Consider the following 24944-nt stretch of genomic DNA (forward strand, 5'->3'; position numbering starts at 1 on the left):
TGAACCCTGGCAGCGATGCGATCCATCGCTGCCAGCCCTTGCCTTGCTGCTGCTTCCATGAACACCAAAACCCTCACTCCCACCGCGAACCAGGGCGTGCTGCTGCCCATGCTGTTCATCGGGCTGATGTTCTTCATCCTCGGCTTCGCGACGTGGCTGAACGGCTCGCTGATTCCGTTCCTGAAGCTCGTCTGCGAGCTGAACAACTTCCAGGCGCTGTGGGTCGCGTTCGCGTTCTACATCGCCTACACGGTGATGGCGCTGCCGTCGGCGGCCATCCTCGCGCGCATAGGCTACAAGAACGGCATGACCGTGGGCCTGGGCGTCATGGCGCTGGGCGCGCTGTGCTTCATCCCCGCGGCGAAGTCGGGCCTGTACCCAGTCTTCCTGCTCGCGCTGTTCACGCTGGCCAGCGGCATGACGCTGATGCAGACCGCCATCAACCCCTACATCGTCTGCATCGGCCCGCGCGAGAGCGCGGCCATGCGCATCTCCATCATGGGGCTGTTCAACAAGGGGGCCGGCATCGTCGTGCCGCTGGTGTTCACGGCGCTGATCCTGTCGGGCATGGAGCGCTTCTCCGAGCCAGCCATGGCCGCGCTGGACCCGGCCGCGCGCGAGGCGCTGCGCAGCGAGTTGTCGCAGCGGCTGGTGTTCCCCTATGCGGTGATGGCCGCTGGCTTGCTGGCCTTCATGGCGCTGATCCATTTCTCTTCGCTACGCGAGCCTGAGCTGGAAGCGGCCGATGCATCGGCATCGTCCTCAGGTGACGTGACGCGCTGGGGCGTGTTCCGTCACCCGCAGGTGGTGCTGGGCGCGCTGGCATTGTTCGGCTACGTGGGCGTGGAGGTCATCGCCGGCGACACCATCGCGCTGTACGGCCAGCAGTTGGGCGTCGCGCACTACGGCGTGCTGACCTCGTACACGATGGGCTTCATGGTGCTGGGCTACCTGCTGGGCGTCGCGCTGATCCCGCGCCGGCTGTCCCAGCGCACGGCACTGGTGCTGTCCGGCGCCAGCGGCCTGCTGTTCGCGGTGGGCGTGGCGCTTGCATCGCCAACAAGCACCGCTTGGTCGCAAGCCTTGTTCGGCTGGGCCGGTGTGCCGGTGGTGCCAGACACCGTGCTTTGCCTTGCGTTGCTGGGCTTGTCCAACGCGCTGGTGTGGCCAGCCATCTGGCCGCTGGCGCTGGAGGGCCTGGGCAAGTACACGGCTGCCGGCTCGGCGCTGCTCATCATGGGCATTGCGGGCGGCGCGCTGATTCCGATGCTGTACGGCCACTTCGCCGACGCGTGGACGCCGCAGCGCGGCTACTGGGTCATGCTGCCCTGGTATGGGCTGATCCTGTTCTACGCCTTGTTCGGCAGTCGGCTCAGGAAGTGGTGAGGCCGCTGTCGGAGTTCCCTTTGTGGCCGTCATTGGGCTGCTTTGCGGCGCTGGCCGTCGTTGAGCGAGCCTGATCTCTGCAGGGTTCAGCCGCTCACACCTTGGTGAGGAAGGTCGCCGCGTCACCCGCTTCACACTTCCAGTCTGCGAAGACTCCGACCAGATTGCATTCCACGCAGCGGCAAGCGATGTAGTACCAGCGCACGTCATGTGTGCCCTCGTACACGGAGACTCCGGACATCAGCTCGAACACCTCGTTCTCGCACACGCACTCGTGCGTCTCAGGCGCGGCTTCTTCAACGTAGTCCGCGCTGTCGCCCATCAGGTGTTCCCGTCCGCAGTCGGTGCAGGTGCGGATCGCAACGCCGGCTTCTTCATCGGTCTGCAGCGCGAAGGTTCGGCACCCGCAATCGCATTTGGACGCGGCAAACCGGACGGCCTCATGGCGATTCGCAACGCTGTAGCTGCGCAGCTCGGCCTGGGTGTCGCCGGACGTCGTCCCGTACCAAAACTCGCCCTTCTTCGTCAGTGCCATTGATGCTGCTCCATTCTTCAAGGTGGGCTTGGCGGCGGGCCCGACGCCAAGCTCGCACGACCCTCTGGATTTTGCCCCGAGGCCCTGCGCGTCGTCGCCAAGGGCCCAGGTTGGGGTGATCGCCGGCAAGAGCTGGATGCTGATTCTTGGAGACTGCGGTCATGCGGCTGACTCTCCGACGGGAACGGGTCGTATCAGGTTGAAGGCGACACCGGCTTTACGGCGAGAGCGCGCGTAACAGTCCGACCAGCACGCCTCGAATACGATGGACCGCTCCTTCATCGGCAAAGGCCCAGCCCATGCGATGCCTCGGCATCACGACCATGCCCGCCCTTGCGGCCCTTACTAACGCGTACGCCCACGCGAACACGTCGCCCGTCATCTTGCCCGCCCAGGACGGCAAGCCATGACCCCCATTCAGCAATGGCATGCCACTCGCAGCCTGCGCCTGCTGTGGCAGACGCTGCGCGACATGATGGTCTCGATGGGACCCCTGCTGCTGCTCGGCGGAGGCTTGCTGGTGGCGGCCTACTGGTGGCTGGATCCGCAGCCGCCACGCCAGGTGAAGCTGGCCACCGGCCCGGCCGGTAGCGCCTACGCGGCTTTCGGCGAGGGCTATGCGAAGGCGCTGGCGCGCGAGCGCATCCAGGTGCAGCTGATTGCCAGCGAAGGCGCACAGGACGATCTGGCGCATCTGCGCGCGGGCACGGCCGACGTGGGTTTCGTGCGCGGTGGCATGGCCGATCCAGCGGCCGATACTGAGGCTGGCATCGTCTCACTGGGCAGCCTGTTCTACGAGCCGATCTGGATCTTCTATCGCCGCGATCTCGGCATCGCGCGCCGCCAGCCCGGCGGCGAACTGCAGCGCTTGACCCAGCTGCGTGGCCTGCGGGTCAATGTGGATCAGGACGGCAGCGGCGTGCCGCAGATCGTCGAGAGGCTGCTGGCGCTGAACCAGCTGAAACCTACCGATCTTCAGCTGTTCAATCTGGCGCCCGACGCTGCCGGTGCGGCCCTGCGCGAAGGCAGGCTGGACGCCGCGGTGCTGATCTCGGCGCCGCAGGCCGGCCTGATACGCGCGCTACTGCGCGACCCGGCCATCGCGCTGATGGCCTTCGAGCAGGACGAGGCCTATTCGCGCCACCTGCCGTTCCTGTCCACCGTGAGGCTGCCGCGCGGAGTGGTGGATCTGGCGGCCGATCTGCCGCCGCATGATGTGCCGCTGCTGGCCACCACCACCGCACTGCTGGCGCGCGAGCAGACTCACCCCGCGCTGCGCCAGCTGTTCGCGCAGGCCGCCCTGGGCTTGCACAGCGGGGCTGGCTGGTTCAATGGCGCGCGCGACTTTCCCAACACCCGCACCAGCGAGCTGCCGGTCAGCGCCGAGGGCGACCGTGCGATCAACGGCACGCCGCCGGCCTGGGCGCGCTATCTGCCTTTCTGGGCCGGCAATCTGCTGGAACGCATGTGGCTGGTGGTCGGCGGCCTGCTGGTGCTGATGCTGCCGCTGTCGCGCATCGTGCCGCCGCTCTACACCTTCCGCGTGCGCTCACGCGTGTTCCGCTGGTATGCGCGGCTGCGCGAGGTGGAAGCCAAGCTGGAAACCGGCACGGGCGAGCGCGACGCATTGCTCGACGAACTGGACGAGCTGGACCGTGTCACGCACCGCATTGCGGTGCCGCTGTCCTATGCCGAAGAGCTTTACGCGCTGCGCAACAACATCCATGCGGTGCGCAAGCGTCTGTTGGCGCAGCGGTCCCGGGCCACAGCCGGACCGGCCGATTGATTGGCGAGCGGGGAGGCGGGCGCCTTCGACCGCTGATGCCCTGAACTCCCAACAGCTTGTAAATTCGCAGGCATCTCCCGACCCAGCCCCAGAAATCCAATGACCAAGAACAACAGCAAACCCTTCGTGATCGGCGTGGCAGGAGGCAGCGGCAGCGGCAAGTCGACAGTGACCCGCCAGGTGCTGGCCTCCATCGGGCCGGACAGGGTGGCGGTGGTCATGATGGATGACTACTACCTGGACCAGTCGCACATGTCGCCCGAGGAGCGGCGCAAGCAGAACTACGACCACCCCGATGCCTTTGATTGGCCGCTGATGGCGCGGCATGTCGCCTCGCTGCGCAAGGGGGAGGCGATCGAGATGCCGGTGTACGACTTCGCGGCCGACAACCGCTCCCAGCAGACCATCACGGTGAAGCCCGCGCCGGTGGTCGTCGTGGAGGGCTTGTACGCGTTGTACGACCCCAAGCTGCGCAACCTGATGTCGCTGAAGATCTATGTGGACACGGCCTCGGACGTGCGCTTCATCCGCCGCCTGCAGCGCGACATCCTGGAGCGCGGGCGCAGCACCGAAAGCGTGGTGAACCAGTACCTGGAAACCGTGCGCCCCATGCACAAGCAGTTCATCGAGCCGACCAAGCGCAATGCCGACGTGATCCTGCCGCACGGCGCCAATGGCCCGGCGGTGGACATCATCACGACCAAGGTGATGAGCCTGATGCGCGACATCGAACCGCGCTGATCGGGCGCAAGAGGTAGTGCTACGCGGTGCTCGCCGCCAGCCGGCCTCCGGTCGGCGTTGCATCGGCATCCGCTTCCACGCGAGCGGCCACGGCCAGCGCCGACAGCACCGCGCTTTCCAGCAGCGGCACGCCGGCTTCGGCGTAGGAGCCGCACCACCACACGCGGCGTCCGGGTTGCGCGTGCAGCGCCCGTAGCGACGCGAGCGCAGCCGCACTGCCGGCACCGACCAGCGGCCGCTCGAAGCGGGCGTGGCCAAGGAGGCTGTCTTCGCGAGGCGAGCGCTGCGGCATCACGGTCTGGAACAGCGGCGCGGCGTGGCGCAGCCCGGGCTGCACGCGGTTGATCCAGATGGTGCTTTCGGGCTGCTCATGCTCGGCGCAGACGCGTGCGTTCACGGGCGACCAGTCGGCGCGACGCTCGGGCATCAGCGCGGGGTCGCTGTGCATCAGCACCTCCAGCGCCCGATAGCGGAAGGCGGCCAGCGCGGCGGCCTCGTCCGGTGCGGCGTCGGCCAGCAGGGTCTGGGCCTGGTTGGCTTGAGTCGCGAAGACGACATGGTCGAAGGCCTCGTCGCCGGCAGCATGGTGCACCAGCACCTGCCCGGCATCCATCACGCGCCGCACCGCCGCGACGCCGGCCTGGCATTGCACGCGCGTGATGCCGGCCAGCAGCTTGGCGGCCACGGCGTCGGCGCCGTCGCGCGCACGGCGAACGCTCTGTCGCGCCACGCCGGCGTTGGCGTAGCCCAGCACCACGGCCGCGGGATAGGCGCGCGCATCTGCCGTGCTGCAGGTGGCGATGGTGGCAATGGCCGGCAGCAGCAGGCCTTCAACAAACTCGGGTGCGATGCGCTCGGCGGCGACGAACTCTCCGATGCTGGCGCCTCCCAGATCGCCGGCCGCCTGTGCCGCGCGCGCCCGGGCACGGAAGTGCAATGCGCCCTGCGCGACGCGCCAGCCGCGCACGCTGGCCACGTCCTGAGGCAGCACATAGGGCATCGACCAGCCGCCCAGGCGCGCGTTGCGCCAACGGAAGTAGACGCGGCCGTCGCCGCCGCTGAAGGTGGTGGCGTAGTCGACAGGCTCCGTGGCCACACCCAACTCTGCATAGAGACGGGTCAGCGTCGGGTAGTAGCCGGGGTAGAACACACGCAGCGGCACATCGACGCGCAGGCCAGAGGCGATGCCGTCCAGCGTCACCGAACTGGCAACGAGGCCGGGCGCCGCGTGGCGTTCGAACAGCGTCACCGCATGGCGCTGTGACAACTTCCACGCGGCCACCAGGCCGGCGATGCCGCCGCCAATCACGGCGATCCTCATGCCCACAGCCTAGGGTTCCGAGGAACCCTTGCTCAGGTCCTTGACCATCACCGGACGGGTGGGCGAGGCGCTGGCGGTGATCTGGGCCTTGCCTTCCTTCAACGCCACGCTGTCGGACACGATGCTGACGGCCTCGTTAAGGATGGCGTCGTTGACGGCTTCCCTGGCCTTCTTCGCGGCGAGATCCTTGGCGAGCTTGCGTTCGTTGAACTGCAGGCCGTCGTCGACCAATGCGCTTTCCGCGCCCGGCGCCGCGCCTGTTTCGACGCCGCCGAGCAAGGCCACCAGGCGTTTCTCCGACGCGGCGCGCTCCTTGCGCCGCACCGCTTCGTTGAGGGAAATGACATTGTTCTTGCGCTGGTCCTGGGCCTTGGCAATGTCCTCCAGCAGCCCCTGGTAGTCGGGGGTGCGCTGGACGCGGCTCTCGTGCCATGCGAGCAGGCGCGGCAGCTGTGCCGTGATGTCGCCCACCGCCGCGTAGTCGACCGCCTTGATGCGGGTCCATGGCAGGGCATTGCCGAAGCTGGACTCGCCGAACGGCGTGTCGTCGCCGGTTGCGGGGGTGCGGATGTCCGGCGTCACGCCGCGCAGCTGCGTCGTCGCGCCGTTCACGCGGAAGAACTGCGCGATGGTCACCTTCAGGTCGCCAAACACCGGCGTGGGGTTCTTGGCGATCCTGTCGAGGCTGGCGACGGTCTGGACCGTGCCCTTGCCGAAGCTGGGCTCGCCGATGACCAGGCCGCGGCCGTAGTCCTGAATCGCCGCGGCGAAGATCTCCGATGCCGAAGCCGACCCCTTGTTGATCAGCACGCCCAGTGGCCCGTTCCAGGCCACGCCGGTGTCGGTGTTGGTCGACACGCTGATGTCGCCCTTGGCATTGCGTGTCTGCACCACCGGCACCTTGCCGACGAACAGGCCCGTCAGTGCCACGGCCTCGCGCAGCGAGCCTCCGCCGTTGTTGCGCAGGTCGATCAGCACGCCTTCCACCTTCTGGGTCTTCAACTCCTGCAGCAACTGGGCCACGTCTCGCGCCGCGCTGCGGTAGTCCTTGTCGCCCTTTTGCAAGGCGGCGATGTCCTCGTAGAACGACGGCAGGGTGATGACGGCGACCGCGCGTTTGCCTTCGCCCGTCGTCACCGAATAGACCTTGGCCTTGGCCGCGCTGTCCTGCATCTTGATGGCGTTGCGGACCAGCGTCACGGGCTTGATCGAGGCGTCGGGCCCGCTGTCGGCCGGCAGGATGTCCAGCCGCACCGTCGAGGCCACCGCGCCGCGGATCAAGGCCACGGTGTCGTCCAGGCGCCAGCCGACGACGTCCTCCATCGGGCCCGCCGCGCCTTGCCCGACGGCCACGATGCGGTCGCCCACCTTGAGCTGCCCCGACACCATCGCGGGCCCGCCCGCCACCAGCTCGCGGATGGTGGCGTAGCCGTCGATTTCCATCAGAACCGCGCCTATGCCCACCAGCGACAAGCGCATCGCGATGTCGAAGTTCTCCGCGGCGCGCGGCCCCAGGTAGTTGGTGTGGGGCTCGATCGCCGTCGTGTAGGCGTTCATGAATGCCTGGAAGGCGTCGGCGCTGGAGATCTTGGCCAGGCGCTTGATGTTGCTGTCGTAGCGCTTGTCGAGCACCTTCCTGATGGCCGCGTCGTCCTGGCCCGCAAGCCTGAGCCGCAACCAGTCGTTCTTGACGCGCTTGCGCCAGAGATCCTGCGACTCCGCCTCGGTCGCCGGCCAGGGCTGGTCCTTGCGGTCGATCATCAGCGTCTCGTCGCGCTCGAAGTCCAAGCCTTTGGACAGCAGGCTGCGGGCAAACGCCATGCGCTCGGCGGCCCGGCGCTCGTACAGGTTGAAGATAGCGAACGGCGCGCTCAAGTCCTCGGTCAGGATCGCATCGTCCAGCCGGGTGCGGTCGGCAGCCATGCGGTCGACGTCGGACTGCAGGAAGTACAGCTTCTCCGGGTCCAGCGACTTCAGGTACTGGTCGAACACCTGGCCCGACAAGGCGTCGTCGAGCGGGATGGCCTTGTAGTGGTAGCGGGACAGCAGGTCCGCAGCCAGACGGGCCGCCTTGGCATCCTGCGCTGCCGGCTTCAGCGGCGGTGGGTAGGCCAGCGCCGCGTCTGCCTTGGCAACCTGCAGTGCGGCCGCCATGGCCAACACGAACCCGATCAGCTTCTGTCCCAATCTCACTCCACCACGGTTGAACGGCCCAAGGGCATGGGCAGGCGTGGATGGTGCCATGCCGCGGGCCCAGGCCGGTGCCTGGCTATGAAACAACCGTCAGATAGCTGCGGTGAGCGCGGAATGCCCGTGCCATCTCGTGCAGGCGGCGCCTCGCCTGAGCCGCCGTGATGGCGTGAGGCGCCGCGCGCAGCTCGGCCGGGAAGCGGCCCATGCCGGCGAACAGGCAGTACCAGGACGGGCGCAGATACATCAGCCCCGCGCCATGGCGCTCCAGTTCGGCCTCGAAGTCGCCGCCGCGGTCCCAGACGTCCAGCAGGCTGGCGAGCCGATCCGAGATGTTTCGATTCGCACGGTTCGCGCGCCAGTAGTCGGTGTCGCGACGCGTGTTGAGCTGGTAGTGCGCGACGACGTAGTCGCGCACGCCCTCGAACATCGCGTTGACGCGCTCGTTGTAGGCCGCCTGCCGGGCACGGCCGAAGTGGTCGCCCTCCAGATCGGCGATGAACTGCTCCACGCTGAGCTGGATCAGCATCAGCGCCGTGGCCTCCAGCGGTTCGATGAAGCCCTGCGAGAGGCCGATGGCCACGCAGTTCTGCCGCCAGTGCTGCTTCACGCGGCCCACGCGCATGCGCAGCCGACGCGCCTCCACGCCGCCCGCCGCCGCGCCGAGATGCTCGCGCAGTTCGCGCTCGGCCTCGTCGTCGCTGACGAAGTCGGAGCTGTAGACATAGCCGTTGCCGTAGCGGCTGGTCAGCGGGATGCGCCAGGCCCAGCCGTGGCGCAGTGCGGTGGACACGGTCTCCGACGGGATGTCGTCGGCCGTGGCCAGCGGCGTGGGCATTGCGAGCGCTCGGTCGTTGAACAGGTTGTCGCGGTAGGGGTGGAAGGGCTCGCCCAGCGTCTCGGTGATGAACAGGCCCTTGAAGCCACTGCAGTCCACGAACAGGTCGGCCGCGATGCGGGCGCCGCTCTTCGGGTGCACGGCGGCGAGGTCGCCGTTCTCCAACTGCTCCACGCGCGCGACCGTGTCAACGATGTGGCGCACGCCCAGACCCACCGCATGCGTGCGCAGGAAGGCGCCCAGCTTGCCGGCGTCGAAGTGATACGCGTAGTCCATGCCCGGGCTATCGACCTGGTTCACGGGCGCCCGGCACTGCCGCGCCAGCTCGGCGGCGAGGAAGAAGTCCTGCGGGTTCGCGTCCGCCGCCTGGCCGCGGCGGCGCAGGCAGGCGTTGGTGAAGAACTGGTTGCCCAGCTCGCGGTCGGCCTCGTTGAAGAAGGGGTGGACGTAGCTCTCGTAGCCCGGCACCGAACTCCAGCCCGGGAAACGGATGCCGCACTTGAACGTCGCATCGCAGGCCGGCATCCAGTCGCTCTCGGCGATGTCCAGCGTGCGGAAGAAATGGCGCAGAAAGGGCGTCGAGCCCTCGCCGACGCCGATGGTGGCGATGTCGGCCGACTCGATCAGCGTGACCTCGACGCCGAGGCGGGCCCAGCGGTGCCGCAGCAGATTGGCCGTCATCCAGCCAGCGGTGCCGCCGCCGACGATGACGACGTGTTTGGGAGGGTTCATGCCGCAGGCAAGGTGAGGCTGACTTCGAATCCGCCTTCGGGGTGATTGCGAAAGCGCACCGTGCCGCCGTGGTCGGCGACGATCTCGCGCACGATGGACAGGCCCAGGCCCAGCCCTTCCTTGCGCATCGCGGCGCCGTGGTCCAGCCGCGTGTAGGGCTGACCCAGCTTGGCCAGCGCGCTGTCGGGCACGCCGGGGCCGTGGTCGCGCACGGTCACGAGCACCCCGCCGGTGTCGTCGCGGCCCATGCTGACCTCCACCGGCTGTTCGCCGTCTCCGTAGAAGGTCGCGTTGTCCAAAAGGTTGCCGATGGCGCGCTTCAGGGCCAGGGGCTTTCCGAACACGGTCAGCGCCTCGCTGTGCAGCGCCACCTTGTGCCCGCCCATGCTGGCGTCGCGCACCATCTTCTGCAGCACCAGGTCCAGGCGCAGCGGCGCGCGGTTCTCGTGGATGTCGGTGTCCTTCACGATCTGCAGCGCGGTCTTCACCATCATGTCCAGCTCGTCCAGGTCCTCGTGGAACTCGTCCTGCACGGCGGTGTCGTCCAGCAGCTCGCTGCGCAGCCGCAGCCGCGTGATGGGCGTGCGCAGGTCGTGCGAGATGGACGCGAACAGTCGCTCGCGGTCGCCGATGTAGCGGCGGATGCGCTCCTGCATGTCGTTGAAGGCCTCGATGGCCTGGCGTACCTCCTGCGTGCCGGACACGCGCAGCGGCTTGGGCGCCACGCGCCGGCCCACGCGCGCCGCCGCCTGGCTCAGGCCCGCCAGCGGCCGCGTGATGGCGCGCACGGCGATCAGCGTCAGCAGCACGGCCAGGCCCAGCGCCAGCAGTTGCGGCGTCAGGCGCTGCCAGGTGAAGAACTCCAGCTGCTCGAGGAAATAGGGATCGGGCAGCGTGCTGCTGAGATACAGCCACTGGCCCGGCTCGGTCTCGGCCTGGATGACCAGAAAGGGCGCCGGCCGCTCGGCGGCGATCAGCGACGGCTCCACCCAGCTCTCCGGCAGGTCGCTCAGCAGCGCGCCCGAGGGCGACACCGCCAGCCCCAGCGGCGAGGCCAGCGCGACGCGCAACGGCGTGCCCTTGGGCAGCAGGCCGCTGAGCTCCTGCGTGACCTGCTGCTCCAGCTGGCGCGCCATGGTCTGGCCGGGCAGCGGAGCGACGCTGACCTCGGCGTTGTTGAAGAACACCAGGAAGCGCGTGCCGCCCATGGTGCGCAGCTGCTCGATGAGCAGCGGCCGGTAGGCGGCCGGCAGCTCGCGCAGCGCACGCACGGCGCCCATCGCGCCGCTGGCCACATGGTGGGCGGCCAGCTCGGTCTGGCGCCGCACGCGCTGCTCGATCTGGCTGTACCAGACCAGGTTGACCGCCAGCTGCACCAGCGCCAGGCCACCCAGCATGGCCAGCACGAAGCGGCCCTGCAGGCTGTCGAACAGGAAGCTGCCGGCGCGTTGCCGCCAGCTGCGGGCGGGCAGGGCGGCCTCAGCCTCAGAGTGCATTGCGCGCGGTCACCGTTGTCGAGAACACGTAGCCCGAGCCGCGCACGGTCTTGATCAGCGCCGGCTGCTTGCCGTCGTCGCGCAGCCGCTGGCGCAGGCGGCTGACCTGCACGTCCAGCGAGCGGTCCAGCGGCCCCAGGTCGCGCCCGCGCGTGACCTCGGCCAGGCGGCTGCGGTCCAGCACCTCGCCGGGGTGCTCCACCAGCAGCTTCAGCAGCTGGAAGTCCATGCCCGACAGCGCCGTGGCCGCGCCGTCGGGGTCGATGAGGCTGCGCTCCAGCAGGTCCAGCGTGAAGCCGTTGAAGTCGTAGTAGCGCGGCTCCCTGGGCTTGTCCTGCCCGGCGCGGCGCGTGATGGCCTTGATGCGCGCCAGCAGCTCGCGCGGGTTGAAGGGCTTGCCCAGGTAGTCGTCGGCGCCCAGCTCCAGGCCGACGATGCGGTCGGTCTCGTCGGCGCTGGCGGTCAGCATGATGACGGGCACCTCGGAGCGGCGGCGCACCGACTGGCACAGCGTGAAGCCCTCGGTGTCGGGCAGCATCACGTCCAGGATGCACAGGCTGATCTCGTCGCGGTGGCGCTCGAACTCGGCCATGAAGCTGGCGCCGTCGTGGGCCAGCAGCACCTCGTACTGGTTCTTCTCGAGGTAGGTCTTCAGCAGGCTGCGGATTTTCTGGTCGTCGTCGACGATCAGGATCTTGCGCGCGGTCATGGGGCAGCTTTCGTTTTCGGCGCCAGCGCCCTCAGCAGGCCTTGCAGCTTGCGCTGCGCGGCGGCGGGCGTCTGGCTGGCGTCCAGCGCGAAGCGGTGGACGGTTTCGATGATGGCGTTCTTGCCCACCTCGCTGAACGCCATGCGGTGCACGAGGCTGGGCACGCGCGGCGTGGCGGGGTTGGCGAAGAGGTGAAAGGAGGCTTGCGCGCAGGGGTCCAGCTCGTCCACCGGCACGTCGCGGCGCACGGGGATGGAGCCCTTGATGCGGTTGTAGCCCAGCTGGGTCGTGGCGCTGCCCAGCAGCTCGGCCATCTTCTCCTGGTCGGCGGTGGAGCCGCCGTTGCCGGCGAGCATGGCCAGCGTGTCGATGCTGAACAGATGGGCCTGCGCGGTGCCCGGCACGGCGCGGCAGGAAAAGTCGCGCTCGCCCTCCAGTCCCATCGCGCCCAGCTCGCCGCGGGCCCAGTCGCCCATGATGAGCATGGCGGCGCGCTCGTTGGCGAAGTCAGCGACGACCTCGGTCCAGGGCCGCTCGCCCGCGGGGTTGGCCAGGTTGCGCCAGTTGCGCAGCCGCTGCAGCGTGCGCGCCAGCGCCGGGTCGTCGAAGGCGCTGAGGTCGCGCTGCTCCAGCATGCGCCGGTACAGCGCCGGGCCCGCCTCGCTGAGCAGCATGGCCTCGAAGACGGTGGCCACCTGCCAGGGCTCGTCGCTGAAGGCCACGGGCGTGACGCCCGCCGCGCGCAGCTTGGCGGCGGCACGCTCCAGGCCGTCCCAGTCGCTGGGCGGCTCGATGCCGTGGCGCTTCAGCAGCGCCTTGTTCAGGTAGAGGTTGTTGATGCGCTGTATGCCCAGCGGCGCCGCCACGACATGGCCGCGCACCGTCACCTGGGCCATCACCTGCGGGAACATGACCTTGGACCAGTTGCGCTTGGCCGCCACGCCGTCCAGTTCCAGCAGCAGGCCCATGTCGGCCCATTCGGTCATGGACTGGCCGTTGAGCTGGGCCACCTTGGGCGCCATGCGGCGCAGGATGCGCTCGTTCAGCACCTTGATCGCCGGCCCACCGCCGCCGCCGGCCACGGCGCCGTCCACCCACTTCAGGCCGTTCTCGGCCATGCGCGCGGCCACATGGTTGGCGGCTGCACGTTCGCTGGCGGACGTCCACCAGTGCAGCACGTTCAGTTCGCCCGCGCCATCGGCCGGCGGCGGCGCAGGCGCCAGCGTGCCGGCCGCCACGGCCGCGAATCCCCAGGGCAAGACCGCCAAAGCCAGCATGCGCCGCATCTTGCGGGCAGCTCGGAAGCGGCCATCTTGCGTTTTGTACGAGTTGCGTAAGGTTGTGTGACGCACGGGCACCGTTGCCTGCCGAGAAGGGGCGCGATTGTCGGGAGCGCGCTCGCAGGTGGCGATTGGGGCTTGTGCGGCCACAAAGCGGGGCATGGCCGTCTCGTTTTTGTGCGGATTGGAATTGCTGCAGTACACCAACGGTGCTGATGGCACCTTGACAGGGCTGTCACGAGCCAAAACCGTGCACCCGGAGGGCGCGGCGGGATGTGACGAAGTGCACGAAGCTGGCACGGGGCTTGCGCTCGGTGCTCTTCGGCTACCTCGATCCCTCACATCCAACCTGGAGGCTTTCCCGATGCTTCGCCGTTCCGCACTTGCGCTGGCCGCTGCTGCCAGCCTGTTTGCTACCCCCTTCGCCTTTGCCGCCGACACCATCAAGGTGGGCGTGCTGCACTCGCTGTCGGGCACCATGGCCATCTCCGAGACCGTGTTGAAGGACACGGTGCTGATGGCCATCGACGAGATCAACGCCAAGGGCGGCCTGCTCGGCAAGAAGCTGGAGCCGGTGGTGGTTGACCCGGCCTCCAACTGGCCGCTGTTCGCCGAAAAGGCCAAGCAGCTCATCTCGCAGGACAAGGTCGCCGTCGTGTTCGGCTGCTGGACCTCGGTCAGTCGCAAGTCGGTGCTGCCGGTGTTCGAGCAGACCAACTCGCTGCTGTTCTACCCCGTGCAGTACGAGGGCGAGGAACTGAGCAAGAACGTGTTCTACACGGGCGCGGCTCCCAACCAGCAGGCGATTCCTGCGGTTGAATACCTGATGAGCAAGGACGGCGGCGGCGCCAAGCGCTTCGTGCTGCTGGGTACCGACTATGTCTACCCCCGCACGACCAACAAGATCCTGCGCGCCTTCCTGAAGAGCAAGGGCGTCGCCGAGGCCGACATCATGGAGGAGTACACCCCCTTCGGCCACGCGGACTACCAATCCATCATTGCCAAGATCAAGAAGTTCTCGTCCGAAGGCAAGAAGACCGCCGTCGTGTCGACGATCAACGGCGACTCCAACGTGCCCTTCTACAAGGAACTGGGCAACCAGGGCCTGAAGGCGACGGACGTGCCGGTCGTGGCGTTCTCCGTGGGTGAGGAAGAGCTGCGCGGCGTGGACACCAAGCCGCTGCAGGGCCACCTGGCCGCGTGGAACTACTTCATGTCCATCAAGGCACCGGCCAACGACGCGTTCACGAAGAAGTGGGCCGCCTATGCCAAGGCCAAGAACATCGCCGGCCACAAGGACAAGCCGCTGACCAACGACCCGATGGAAGCCACCTACATCGGCATCAACATGTGGGCCCAGGCCGTCACCAAGGCCAAGAGCACGGACACCGACAAGGTCATCGCCGCCATGGCCGGCCAGACCTTTACCGCGCCGTCGGGCATCACGTCCAAGATGGACGAGAAGAACCATCACCTGCACAAGTCGGTCTTCATCGGCGAAGTGAAGGCGGACGGCCAGTTCAACGTGGTGTGGAAGACCCCCGGCCCGGTCAAGGCTCAGCCGTGGAGCCCGCACATCCCTGAGAACAAGGGCAAGAAGGACGAGCCCGCGAAATAAGGCTCACCCCCTACCGCGGCAAAGCCGCGGCCCCCTTCGAGGGGGCGCCGCTGGTGGACCGGCAAAGCCGGATCCACGGCGGCCGCTGGAGGGGCGTGCGCGCTGCGCGCGTCACTTGGTTTCGTTCGCTTGGATCTTCATGATCAAACGACTTCTATTGGGATGCCTGTTCGCGTTAAGCGGGTGGTCGGCCTGGGCGTTGTCGCCCGAGCTGGCCGCGCGCATCGCGGCGGGTGAGAGCGACGACCGGGTCGCTGCCATTCAGCAAGCGCTGGCGGCGGGTGATGCGTCGTTGGGGCCGTTCCTGCGTGCGTTGCAGGACGGGCGGGTTCGCATCAAGGGCGGGCAGGCGCTTGTCATCGCCGAGGGCGCGGAAGCGCCGGCAGATGCCGAGGAGCCCATGCTGAACAACCGCATGCGCCGCGAGATCGACGCGGCGCTTGCGGGGCTGGACTTGCTGTCCACCGACCGGGACGTTCGCGCCAAGGCGCTGGCGACGTTGCGCGAGGACGCCGATGCGTCAAAGTTGCCGCTGCTGGAAAAGGCGCTGGCGGCCGAGAGCGATGCCGGCCTGCGCGGGCAGCTGAATTCACTGGTGGCTGGTGCCAAGCTGTCGTCAACGGATGCGGCGCAGCGTAAGGCGGCGGCCGTCGAACTGGCCGGCAGTGCCGACCCGGCCACGCGTGCGCTGTTGCTGGAGAAGCTGGCCGCCGAGACCGACGCTGCTACCAAGTCGGCGATGCAGAAGGCGGTCAATGACATCGGTGACCGCCTCGCCTGGGGCGAGCGCGCGCAGCTGCTGTTCTCCGGGCTCAGCCTGGGCTCCGTGCTGCTGCTGGTGGCGCTGGGACTGGCCATCACCTACGGCCTGATGGGCGTCATCAACATGGCGCACGGCGAGCTGCTGATGGTGGGCGCATATGCGACCTACATGGTGCAGCAGGGCTTCCGCGCCTGGGCGCCGGGCGCTTTTGACTACTACCTGTGGGTGGCATTGCCCGCCAGCTTCCTGGCCGCTGCGCTCGTTGGCGCGGCGATGGAGCGCAGCGTGATCCGCTGGCTGTACGGCCGGCCGCTGGAGACGCTGCTGGCCACCTGGGGCATATCGCTTGTCTTGATGCAAGCCGTGCGCACGCTGTTCGGTGCGCAGAACGTGGCGGTGGAGAACCCCGCCTGGCTGTCCGGCGGCTGGGCGCTGCTGCCCAACCTGACGCTGCCCTACAACCGCCTCGCCATCCTCGCTTTCGCGGCGCTGGTGCTCGTCGGCATGGGCGCATTGCTGGCCAAGACGCGCCTCGGCCTGATGGTGCGCGGCGTCACGCAGAACCGCCGCATGGCCGCCTGCGTGGGCGTCAACACGGCGAAGGTAGACACCATGGCCTTCGCGCTCGGCTCTGGCATCGCCGGCCTGGCTGGCTGCGCGCTGAGCCAGATCGGCAACGTGGGCCCGGACCTGGGCCAGAGCTACATCGTCGACGCCTTCATGGTGGTCGTTCTCGGCGGCGTGGGCCAGCTGGCCGGCACCGTCTACGCGGGCCTGGGCCTGGGTGTACTGTCCAAGCTGCTGGAAGGCTGGCAGGGCGCGGTGCTTGCCAAGATCGCGCTGCTGCTGGTGCTTGTGCTCGTCATCCAGAAGAAGCCGCAAGGCCTGTTCGCACTGAAGGGCCGGGTGTTGGACTGATGAAACGCACACTGCTTATCGCGATTGCGCTGGTGCTGCTGATGGCACCGCTGCTGCACCTCGTCTTCCCGGCCGGGCACCCGCTGCATCTCAGCGAGTTCTACGTGGGCCTGCTGGGCAAGTTTCTTTGCTTTGCCATTTGTGCCCTGGCCTTGGACCTCATCTGGGGTTTCGGCGGCATCCTGTCGCTGGGCCATGGGCTCTTCTTTGCCCTCGGCGGCTATGGCATGGGCATGTACCTGATGCGCCAGATCGGCCGCGACGGCCAGTACCAGTCGGACCTGCCGGACTTCATGGTGTTCCTGAACTGGAAGGAACTGCCCTGGCACTGGGCGCTCAGCGATTCGCTGGTGGGCCAGGTGCTGCTGGCGCTGGCCGTGCCGGCACTGCTGGCGGCCGTGTTCGGCTACTTCGCGTTCCGCTCGCGCATCCAAGGCGTGTACTTCTCCATCATCACGCAGGCGCTGGTGGTGGCGGCCATGCTGCTGTTCTTCCGCAATGAGACGGGCTTTGGCGGCAACAACGGCTTCACGGACTTCAAGCGCATCGCCGGCATGCCGCTGAACACGCCGGGCATGAAGGTGGGGCTGTGCGTGGCCAGCGGCCTGGCGCTGATCGGCTGCTACCTGCTGGCGAAGTGGCTCACGCAGAGCCGCTGGGGCCGCATCCTGCAGGCCATCCGCGACGCCGAGGGCCGCGTGCGCTTCCTGGGCTACGACCCCGTGGCCTACAAGCTCAGCGCCTACGTCATCTCCGCACTGATGTGCGCGCTGGCCGGCATCCTGTATGTGCCGCAGGTGGGCATCATCAACCCCAGCGAGATGAGCCCCGCGGCCAGCATCGAGATGGCCATCTGGGCGGCCGTCGGCGGCCGCGGCACGCTGATCGGCCCGGTGCTGGGCGCCTTCTTCGTCAACGGCACCAAATCGGTCTTCACCGTCTGGTGGCCCGAGGGCTGGCTGTACGTGCTGGGCGCGCTGTTCATCGCGGTGACGCTGTTCCTGCCCGCCGGTCTGGTCGGCCTGGCCCGGAGGTTCAAGAAATGACTCCAGAACTTCTTGAGGCCGGCTCGGAAGCGCGATCGCGCGCACTGACCCGCATCGCCACCGCCGGCGAGCCCGTCTTCAACCAGGGCGTGGCCTTGTACGTGGAAGACCTCAAGGTCGCCTTCGATGGCTTCCAGGCGCTGGGCGGGCTGTCGTTCACCATCGGTGTGGGCGAGCTGCGCTGCGTCATCGGCCCCAACGGCGCCGGCAAGACGACGACGATGGACTGCATCACCGGCAAGACCCGGCCCGACAGCGGCCGCGTCTACTTCGGCAGCAACCTCGACCTGCTGACGATGAACGAGGCGCAGATCGCCCGTTCCGGAATCGGTCGCAAGTTCCAGAAGCCCACCGTGTTCGACGCGCTGACCGTGGCCGAGAACCTGGAGCTGGCGCTGGCCGGCGACCGCCGCGCCCGGTTTGCGATGCGGGCCAAGCTCAGCGGCGAGCAGCGTGACCGCATCGCGGAGCTGTTGGTCACCGTGCACCTGGCGGACGAGCGCGGCCGCGTGGCCGGCCTGCTGAGCCACGGCCAGAAGCAGTGGCTGGAGATCGGCATGCTGCTGGCGCAGGACCCCAAGCTGCTGCTGCTGGATGAACCCGTCGCCGGCATGACCGACGAAGAAACCGAGCGCACCGCCGAGCTGTTCCTGAGCCTGGAAGGCAAGCACTCGCTGGTCGTCGTCGAGCACGACATGAGCTTTGTTGCGACGCTGGCCGGCGCGCATCGCACCGTGACCGTTCTGCACGAAGGCAAGACCTTGGCCGAAGGCACGATGGCCACCGTGCAGTCCGACGAGAAAGTGATCGAGGTGTACCTTGGCCGATGACCTGTTGACCGTCCAGGACCTGCACAAGCACTACGGCGGCTCGCACATCCTGCGCGGCCTGAGCTTCGAGCTGAAGCCTGGCGAGATCACCGTCGTCATGGGCCGCAATGGCGTGGGCAAGACCACGTTGCTGAAGAGCCTGATGGGCGTCGTGCCCGTCACGTCGGGCAGCATTACGCTGGCCGGCGAGAACATCGACAAGCTGAAGACCCACCAGCGCGTGCGCGCCGGCCTGGACTACGTGCCGCAAGGCCGCGAGATCTTCGGGCGGCTGACGGTCATGGAGAACCTGCAGATGGGCCTGTCCAGCCAGCCGGCGGGCACGCCGCTGCCGGACGAGCTGTTCCAGCTGTTCCCCGTGCTCGACAAGATGCGCTCCCGCCGCGGCGGCGACCTGTCCGGCGGCCAGCAGCAGCAGCTCGCCATCGCCCGCGCGCTCGCGCCGGGGCCGAAGGTGCTGCTGCTGGACGAGCCCACCGAAGGCATCCAGCCCAACGTCATCCAGGACATCGGCCGCGTCATCAAGCACCTGGCCCACGACAAGGGCTTGTGCGTGGTGCTGGTGGAGCAGTACTACGACTTCTGCGAGGAGCTGGCTGACCAGTACCTGCTGATGCAGCGGGGCGAGATCGTCATGCGCGGGCGGGGCGCGAACATGAAAGCGGATGGGGTGAAGGAACGGCTCGCGATTTGAGTCCACGGCAGCTCGTCAGGCTGCCTGCCCGTGGGCGCTAACGTGATGGTTGTCATGACACTTCTGTTGTCTGAAGTGGAAACCCTGTTGCGTGATCCTGACTGAGGCGACCAGAGTCCCGCCTGTCCCGGGGAGCAAGAGCCCTCGCGTAGACATGCAAGATCACATTCAGGGAGTCTGGTTTGAACGCAAAAAACCCTTACGCACCACCCGAGGCGGCGGTGGCAGATGTCGTTGGCCGCGAGCCATCGCCGCAGCTTTGGAATCCCAACGCAGCGGCGAGTTGGAGCCTCTTGTTCAGCCCGATCTTCGGCTCCATCCTGCACATGAAAAACTGGCAGGCGATTGGAGACGCGCAGAAGGCGGCAACGTCGAAGAACTGGGCCATCGGCAGTGCGGCCTTCTTCGTGCTCCTCATTGTGCTGTCGGTCGTTGTGCCCGAGAGCAAAGGCCTTGATGCTCTCAGTCGCGGTTCCGGCATCGGGCTTCTGGTTGCGTGGTATTACGCGATTGGAAAGTCCCAGCAATCATTGGTTCTTGCTAGGTACGGGAAAGACTATCCGCGCAAGGGCTGGGCAAAGCCGATCGGCATTGCGATCCTCGGATGCATCGCTTTCATCGTTGTTGCAGGGCTGCTCGGCCTCTTGATTGGCATGGTTGCCGGTACCGCCTGAGCGCTGTCGTTGGACGGGAAGACAGGCGCAGGACTGCCGGTCTTCACCCGTTGCTGGCCTCCAGCCACAAGACGGCAAACCACCCGTTCGCATCCGTCCACACCTTGCCCGGCTTGAACCCTGCGCGCTGTGCGAGCGCCTGAAAGCCGGTCACCGTGTACTTGTGAGAGTGCTCCGTGTGCAGCGTTTCGCCTTCATGGAAGGCGTACACCTCGCTACCCAGTTGCAGCTCCAGCGCCTGTGTCGCGCGCAGGTGCATCTCGATGCGGCGGTAGGCCGGGTTGTAGAAGGCCAGGTGCTCAAAGCCATCGGACGGGAACTCGGCGCCTAACTCGTTTCTTGCGCGCTCAAGCACGTTGAGGTTGAACGCCGCCGTCACGCCGGCGGCATCGTTGTAGGCCGCGTGCAGAACGCTGTGTTCCTTCTCCAGGTCGATGCCGATCAACAGGCCGCCGCCGGCCAGTTCGGCTGCGGCCAGGCGCAGGAAGGCGTCGGCCTCGGCAGGTGTGAAGTTGCCGATGCTGGAGCCGGGGAAGAAACCGACCCGACGCGAGCCGTCAGGGCAGGGCGGCAGCGTGTGGGGGCGGGTGAAGTCGGCCACCAGCGGCTGGATGGCCAGGCCGGGGTAGTCGCCCGCCAGCGCATCGCAGGCGGCCAGCAGGTGCGGGCCGGAGATGTCCATCGGCACGAACTCCACCGAGTCTCGCGGCATTGCGTCCAGCAGCAGGCGCACCTTGCGCAGCGCGCCGGCACCGTACTCCACCAGCTGCACTTGCGGGCCGAACTGCGCAGCCATGTCAGCGGCGTGCGAGTGCAGCAGCGACAACTCGGTGCGCGTGGGGTAGTACTCGGGCAGGTCGCAGATCTGCTCGAAAAGCCGGGAGCCCGCTTCATCGTAGAAATACTTGGGCGAGATGGCTTTGGGTACACGGGCCAGCGCCGCGTGCAGGTCGGCGGCAAAGCTCTCGTTCTCGGCGGCAGCCCGCGGCTGGCGCCATTCAATTCCAGGTTTCATCGTGCAAGCCTCAATCCACTGAACTGCCAGCGCGCCGCCGGCGGGAAGAAATTGCGATAGCTGAGCCGTGCATGGCCCGGCGGCGTCGCGAGGCTGCCGCCCCGCAGCACCTGCTGGCCCACCATGAACTTGCCGTTGTATTCACCCACCGCGCCGGCCGCCGGCTTGAAGCCGGGGTAGGGCGCGTAGCTGGAGCGCGTCCATTGCCAGGCCCGATCGGCCGCCTGGGAGAAGCCCGGCAAGCCGCATGCCGCCTCCCACTCGAATTCGGTGGGCAGCCGCGCGCCGGCCCATTCGGCAAAGGCGCAGGCCTCGTAGAAGCTCAACTGCATGACGGGCGCCTGCGGGTCCAGCGGCTGCGCGCCGTGCAGGCCGAACACGCGGCCGTCGTCCAGCCAGTAGGCCGGGCGCTGCCAGCCCTGCGCCTGCACGCAGGCCCAGCCGTCGGACAGCCACAGCAGCGGCTCGCGGTAGCCGCCCGAGGCGATGAAGTCCGCGTACTCGCCGCAGGTGACCAGCCGGTTGCTGATCTCGAAGGGGGTCACCAGCGCCTGATGGCGCGGGCCTTCGTTGTCGAACGCGAAGCCGTCGCCGCCATGGCCGATGTCGACGATGCCGCCGGCGTGTTTCAGCCAGGTCTGCGCAGGTGGCTGGGTCGGCACGGGCGCGCTGGCGTCATAAGCCGGCAGCAGCGGATTGCACGAGAAGGCATGCAGGATGTCCGTCAGCAGCAGTTCCTGATGCTGCTGTTCGTGGTGGCAGCCCAGTTCGATGAGCGCCTGCGCTTCGTGTGATGCCGAAGTCTGCACTAGAGGCAGCAGGTCGGCCAGCGCCGCGTCCACATGCTGGCGGTAGGCCTTGACCTCGGTCAGCGACGGCCGGCTGAGCAGGCCGCGCTGCGGGCGCGCATGCCGCGGGCCCAGGCTTTCGTAGTACGAGTTGAACAGCCGCGGCCAGCGCTCGTCGAAGACGCGGTAGCCCGGCAGATGGGGCGCCAGTACCAGCGTCTCGAAGAACCACGTGGTGTGCGCCAGATGCCATTTGGCGGGGCTGGCGTCGGGCATGGACTGCAGCTGCGCGTCCTCGTCCGATAGCGGTGCGGCCAAGGCCAGCGAGCGGGCTCGCGTGGTGCGCAGGAGTTCGTTCAACATGGTTGGCAACCGTAACGCGGTCTGTTGCCAACGGTATGTCAGTGCGGTTGCCCCGGGTGTAGGACGGGGCCTCCCTCATGTCACTCTAGGGGTGGCTTGCGGATCGGCTGGCCGTGAGCTGGATAGGCAGCGCCGACAGCAGGCCCAGCGCAATGCCCAGGCCATCGGCGACGACGTCGTGCCAGTCCGCTTCGCGCGGCGGCAGGAAGCTCTGTGCGATTTCTATTCCCACACCGTAGACCAGCAGCGCGAGGATCAGCCAACCCCACTGCCGGGGTTGCGGCCACAGCGCCCAGACGCTGGCAAAGGCCAGTGCGCCGAACGCCATCAGGTGGTTGGCCTTGTCCCAACCGGTATCCATGGTCGGCGGCGGCGCTGGCGACAAGGCCAGCCAGGTGATGGCAAGAAGCAGGGCCAGCAGCAGCGCTCGCCACAGCGACCGCCTCTCGGGGGCGGTGCATAACAGCAATAGTGAGGACATGTCGGGGCGCATTGTGGCCGGCGTTGCCTACAGACCTCAGGCACGGACGGCGGCTTCCCGTACATTGCTTCCACTATTCCAGCGCGGGAGAAGAGGATGGACACCATCCAGGCTGGTCCCTTGGTCCTGAGTTTCCTGTCGGGCGCGTTGCTGGCGGCCGGCGGGGTGTTCGCGTGGTTGTCGCGGCGGTTGAAGCTGGCGCGGCAGCGCATAGAGCATGTGGAGCAGACGCGCCACCAGGGCGCCCAGCAGCTGACGCAGGCCCGCAAGCAGATCGAGCAGTTGCAGCGCGACTGCCACGACCTGCGGCTCGCGGTGCGGCCCGCGCCTCGGCCGGCACCGCCGCCTGAGGCGGTACTGGACCCCGCCGAGGCCGCGCGCCGGCATGTCGAAGCCTTGCTGCACCCGCCGGCCCCACCGGATCCATCGCTGCAAGCCTTCAAGGACACGGTGGTCTACAAGCGCGGCGAGTGAGCGGGCCGGCCTTGTCACTGCCGGGACAAGACCGCGCGACGCGCGCTGCCTAGAATCGAACGATCGTTCTATTTCAGGGCCGGCTGCTGGAGACGCGGTAGGCCCGTCAACCCGAGGTCGTGCCCATGACAGCCCATTACGAAGCCCGCGGCCCTGTTGCCGTGATCACGCTCGACAACCCGCCGGTCAACGGCCTGGGATTTGCCACCCGAGCTGCATGCGCGGCCGGCGTCGAGCGCGCTGAAGCCGATCCGGCCATCACTGCGGTCGTCATCACCGGCGCCGGCAAGGCCTTCTCGGGCGGTGCGGACATCAAGGAGTTCGGCAGCCCCAAGGCGCTGGCCGAGCCCAACCTGCTGAGCCTCATCGGCGTCGTCGAGAACTGCAGCAAGCCCGTCGTCGCGGCCATCCACAGCGTGTGCATGGGTGGTGGCCTGGAGCTGGCGCTGGGCTGCCATTACCGCGTCGCGCAGAGCGGCACCAAGGTCGCGCTGCCCGAAGTGAAGCTGGGCCTGCTGCCCGGTGCCGGCGGCACGCAGCGCCTGCCGCGCGCGCTGGGCGTGGAGCCCGCGCTGAACATGATCGTCAGTGGCGAGCCGGTGGAAGCGCAGATGCTGGCCATGGTCCCGGGCCAGAAGCTGTTCGACAAGGTCGTCGATGCCGATGTGGTGGCGGCCGCCGTCGCGTTCGCCGAGGAGGTCTCCGAGAAGCGTCCGCTGCCCAAGGTGCGTGAGCTGAAGGCGCGTCACCCGAACGCCGAGGCCTACTTCCAGTTCGCCCGCAACATGGTGGGCGGCATGAGCAAGAACTTCCCGGCGCCGCTGCGCTGTCTGGAAGCCGTGGCCGGTGCGGTGAACCTGAAGTTCGACGACGGCATGCGCGCCGAGCGCGAAGGCTTTGCGGCGTTGATGATGACGCCCGAGTCCAAGGCGCTGCGCCACCTGTTCTTCGCCGAGCGCGTGGCCAGCAAGATCGCCGACGTGCCCGAGGACACGCCGCTGCGCACCATCGCCAAGGTCGGCGTCATCGGTGCCGGCACCATGGGTGGCGGCATCTCGATGAACTTCCTGAACGCGGGAATCCCGGTCACCATCCTGGAGACCAAGCAGGAAGCGCTGGACCGCGGCGTCGCGACCATCAAGAAGAACTACGAAGCCCAGGTCAAGAAGGGCAAGCTGAAGGAAGACAAGTACGCGCAGCGCATGGCGCTGTTGAGCACCACGCTGAGCTACGACGACCTGAAGGACTGCGACCTCATCATCGAGGCTGTGTTCGAGGAGATCGGCGTCAAGGAAGCCGTTTTCAAACAGTTGGACGCCATCGCCAAGCCCGGCGCCATCCTGGCCTCCAACACGTCCACACTGGACGTCGACAAGATCGCGTCGTTCACGAAGCGTCCGCAGGATGTCGTGGGCATGCACTTCTTCAGCCCGGCCAACGTGATGAAGCTGCTGGAAGTCGTGCGCGGCAAGGAAACCGCCAAGGATGTGCTGGCCACGGTGATGTCCATTGGCAAGAAGATCAAGAAGACGGCCGTCGTGTCCGGCGTCTGCGACGGCTTCATCGGCAACCGCATGATCGAGCAGTACAGCCGCCAGGCCGGCTTCCTGCTGGATGAGGGCTGCAGCCCGCAGCAGGTGGACAAGGCCGTCGAGAAGTTCGGCTTCGCGATGGGCCCGTTCCGCATGGGCGACCTGGCCGGCAACGACATCGGCTGGGCGATCCGCAAGCGCCGCGCCGTCGAGCGCGCCACGATGAAGTACTCGGCCAGCGCCGACCGCCTATGCGAGCTGGGCCGCTTCGGCCAGAAGACTGGCGCCGGCTGGTACGACTACCTGCCCGGCAAGCGCGATGCGATCCCGTCGCCGGTCGTCGAAGAGATGCTGGCCAAGCACCGCGAGGCGATTGGCGCCAAGAAGCGCGACATCAGCGATGAGGAGATCGTGCACCGCCTGGTGTTCGCGCTGGTCAACGAGGCCGCGCACCTGCTGGAAGAAGGCATTGCCCAGCGTGCGTCGGACGTGGACATGGTCTACCTGACGGGCTACGGCTTCCCCATCTTCCGCGGTGGCCCGATGTGCTACGCCGACACGGTGGGCTTGTTCAACGTCGTGCAGGCGATGAACCGCTTTGCGAAGAACCCGATGGACGACGGCGAGTTCTGGAAGCCGGCGCCGCTGCTGGCGCGTCTGGTCGCTGAAGGCAAGTCCTTCACCTGAGTCCAAACACAAAACGCAACCACAGAGACACAGAGAAGTTCATGAGG

General features: G+C 67.5%; 21 protein-coding genes. 11 read left to right on the forward strand and 10 right to left on the reverse strand.

Annotated elements, in window-relative coordinates:
- The first annotated feature begins 57 nt into the window (after positions 1-57).
- On the forward strand, positions 58-1386 hold the full coding sequence (locus J2X21_RS26445; protein WP_310333138.1) for a sugar MFS transporter: 1329 nt from the start codon (positions 58-60) through the stop codon (positions 1384-1386).
- Positions 1387-1480: 94 nt separating this feature from the next.
- Here J2X21_RS26445 and J2X21_RS26450 read toward each other — a convergent pair whose 3' ends face one another.
- The gene (locus J2X21_RS26450) at positions 1481-2050 is read right to left on the reverse strand and encodes a hypothetical protein (protein ID WP_310333139.1); all 570 of its coding nucleotides are present in this window, start codon (positions 2048-2050) and stop codon (positions 1481-1483) included.
- 277 nt (positions 2051-2327) lie between these two features.
- Here J2X21_RS26450 and J2X21_RS26455 point away from each other — a divergent pair, with 277 nt between their 5' ends.
- Positions 2328-3707, forward strand: coding sequence for a TAXI family TRAP transporter solute-binding subunit (locus J2X21_RS26455; RefSeq protein WP_310333140.1), 1380 nt, complete (start codon positions 2328-2330; stop codon positions 3705-3707).
- 99 nt (positions 3708-3806) lie between these two features.
- Positions 3807-4448 carry a uridine kinase gene (gene udk, locus J2X21_RS26460; RefSeq protein WP_310333141.1) on the forward strand — a complete coding sequence of 214 codons (642 nt, stop codon included), beginning with the start codon at positions 3807-3809 and terminating at the stop codon, positions 4446-4448.
- 19 nt (positions 4449-4467) lie between these two features.
- On the opposite strand, the gene J2X21_RS26465 is transcribed toward udk, so the two are convergent.
- The 6 genes from J2X21_RS26465 to J2X21_RS26490 form a co-directional block, all read right to left on the reverse strand.
- On the reverse strand, positions 4468-5769 hold the full coding sequence (locus J2X21_RS26465; protein WP_310333142.1) for an NAD(P)-binding protein: 1302 nt from the start codon (positions 5767-5769) through the stop codon (positions 4468-4470).
- A gap of 9 nt (positions 5770-5778) precedes the next feature.
- Positions 5779-7962: a carboxy terminal-processing peptidase gene (locus J2X21_RS26470; RefSeq protein ID WP_404667412.1), complete on the reverse strand. Its 2184-nt coding sequence runs from the start codon at positions 7960-7962 to the stop codon at positions 5779-5781.
- Between the two features lie 76 nt (positions 7963-8038).
- Positions 8039-9529 carry a tryptophan halogenase family protein gene (locus tag J2X21_RS26475; RefSeq protein ID WP_310333144.1) on the reverse strand — a complete coding sequence of 497 codons (1491 nt, stop codon included), beginning with the start codon at positions 9527-9529 and terminating at the stop codon, positions 8039-8041.
- Positions 9526-11025: an ATP-binding protein gene (locus tag J2X21_RS26480; protein ID WP_310333145.1), complete on the reverse strand. Its 1500-nt coding sequence runs from the start codon at positions 11023-11025 to the stop codon at positions 9526-9528. Before J2X21_RS26480 ends, J2X21_RS26475 begins: the two co-directional genes overlap by 4 nt.
- Positions 11015-11734: a response regulator gene (locus J2X21_RS26485; protein WP_310333146.1), complete on the reverse strand. Its 720-nt coding sequence runs from the start codon at positions 11732-11734 to the stop codon at positions 11015-11017. Before J2X21_RS26485 ends, J2X21_RS26480 begins: the two co-directional genes overlap by 11 nt.
- Positions 11731-13011: an ABC transporter substrate-binding protein gene (locus J2X21_RS26490; protein ID WP_310333147.1), complete on the reverse strand. Its 1281-nt coding sequence runs from the start codon at positions 13009-13011 to the stop codon at positions 11731-11733. Before J2X21_RS26490 ends, J2X21_RS26485 begins: the two co-directional genes overlap by 4 nt.
- 367 nt (positions 13012-13378) lie before the next feature.
- On the opposite strand from J2X21_RS26490, the gene urtA reads away from it, so the two are divergent.
- The 6 genes from urtA (at position 13379) to J2X21_RS26520 (ending at position 19557) form a co-directional block, all read left to right on the forward strand.
- On the forward strand, positions 13379-14632 hold the full coding sequence (urtA, locus tag J2X21_RS26495) for an urea ABC transporter substrate-binding protein (protein WP_310333148.1): 1254 nt from the start codon (positions 13379-13381) through the stop codon (positions 14630-14632).
- Between the two features lie 139 nt (positions 14633-14771).
- The gene (urtB, locus tag J2X21_RS26500) at positions 14772-16313 is read left to right on the forward strand and encodes an urea ABC transporter permease subunit UrtB (RefSeq protein ID WP_310333149.1); all 1542 of its coding nucleotides are present in this window, start codon (positions 14772-14774) and stop codon (positions 16311-16313) included.
- Positions 16313-17359 carry an urea ABC transporter permease subunit UrtC gene (gene urtC, locus J2X21_RS26505; RefSeq protein ID WP_310333150.1) on the forward strand — a complete coding sequence of 349 codons (1047 nt, stop codon included), beginning with the start codon at positions 16313-16315 and terminating at the stop codon, positions 17357-17359. Before urtB ends, urtC begins: the two co-directional genes overlap by 1 nt.
- Positions 17356-18189 carry an urea ABC transporter ATP-binding protein UrtD gene (gene urtD, locus J2X21_RS26510; RefSeq protein ID WP_310333151.1) on the forward strand — a complete coding sequence of 278 codons (834 nt, stop codon included), beginning with the start codon at positions 17356-17358 and terminating at the stop codon, positions 18187-18189. The genes urtC and urtD overlap by 4 nt, the downstream gene beginning before the upstream one ends.
- 1 nt (position 18190) lies before the next feature.
- On the forward strand, positions 18191-18883 hold the full coding sequence (urtE, locus tag J2X21_RS26515; protein WP_310333213.1) for an urea ABC transporter ATP-binding subunit UrtE: 693 nt from the start codon (positions 18191-18193) through the stop codon (positions 18881-18883).
- Between the two features lie 182 nt (positions 18884-19065).
- Entirely contained in the window at positions 19066-19557 is a 492-nt protein-coding gene (locus tag J2X21_RS26520; protein WP_310333152.1) for a hypothetical protein, read from the forward strand.
- Positions 19558-19600: 43 nt separating this feature from the next.
- Here J2X21_RS26520 and egtD read toward each other — a convergent pair whose 3' ends face one another.
- The 3 genes from egtD to J2X21_RS26535 all read right to left on the reverse strand — a co-directional run bounded on the left by egtD (position 19601) and on the right by J2X21_RS26535 (position 22204).
- Positions 19601-20572 (reverse strand): L-histidine N(alpha)-methyltransferase, encoded by a 972-nt coding sequence (gene egtD / locus J2X21_RS26525; protein WP_310333153.1) that lies wholly within the window; start codon positions 20570-20572, stop codon positions 19601-19603.
- Positions 20569-21723, reverse strand: a complete 1155-nt coding sequence (egtB, locus tag J2X21_RS26530; RefSeq protein WP_310333154.1) for an ergothioneine biosynthesis protein EgtB — start codon at positions 21721-21723, stop codon at positions 20569-20571. Before egtB ends, egtD begins: the two co-directional genes overlap by 4 nt.
- An 85-nt stretch (positions 21724-21808) precedes the next feature.
- Positions 21809-22204 (reverse strand): VanZ family protein, encoded by a 396-nt coding sequence (locus J2X21_RS26535; protein WP_310333155.1) that lies wholly within the window; start codon positions 22202-22204, stop codon positions 21809-21811.
- Between the two features lie 96 nt (positions 22205-22300).
- Between J2X21_RS26535 and J2X21_RS26540 the strand changes: the two genes are divergently transcribed.
- Positions 22301-22678, forward strand: a complete 378-nt coding sequence (locus tag J2X21_RS26540) for a hypothetical protein (protein WP_310333156.1) — start codon at positions 22301-22303, stop codon at positions 22676-22678.
- Between the two features lie 125 nt (positions 22679-22803).
- The gene (locus tag J2X21_RS26545; protein WP_310333157.1) at positions 22804-24897 is read left to right on the forward strand and encodes a 3-hydroxyacyl-CoA dehydrogenase NAD-binding domain-containing protein; all 2094 of its coding nucleotides are present in this window, start codon (positions 22804-22806) and stop codon (positions 24895-24897) included.
- Positions 24898-24944 lie beyond the last annotated feature (47 nt).

It is taken from the genome of Roseateles asaccharophilus, from assembly GCF_031458115.1.
Taxonomy (GTDB): Bacteria; Pseudomonadota; Gammaproteobacteria; order Burkholderiales; family Burkholderiaceae_C; genus Pelomonas; species Pelomonas asaccharophilus_A.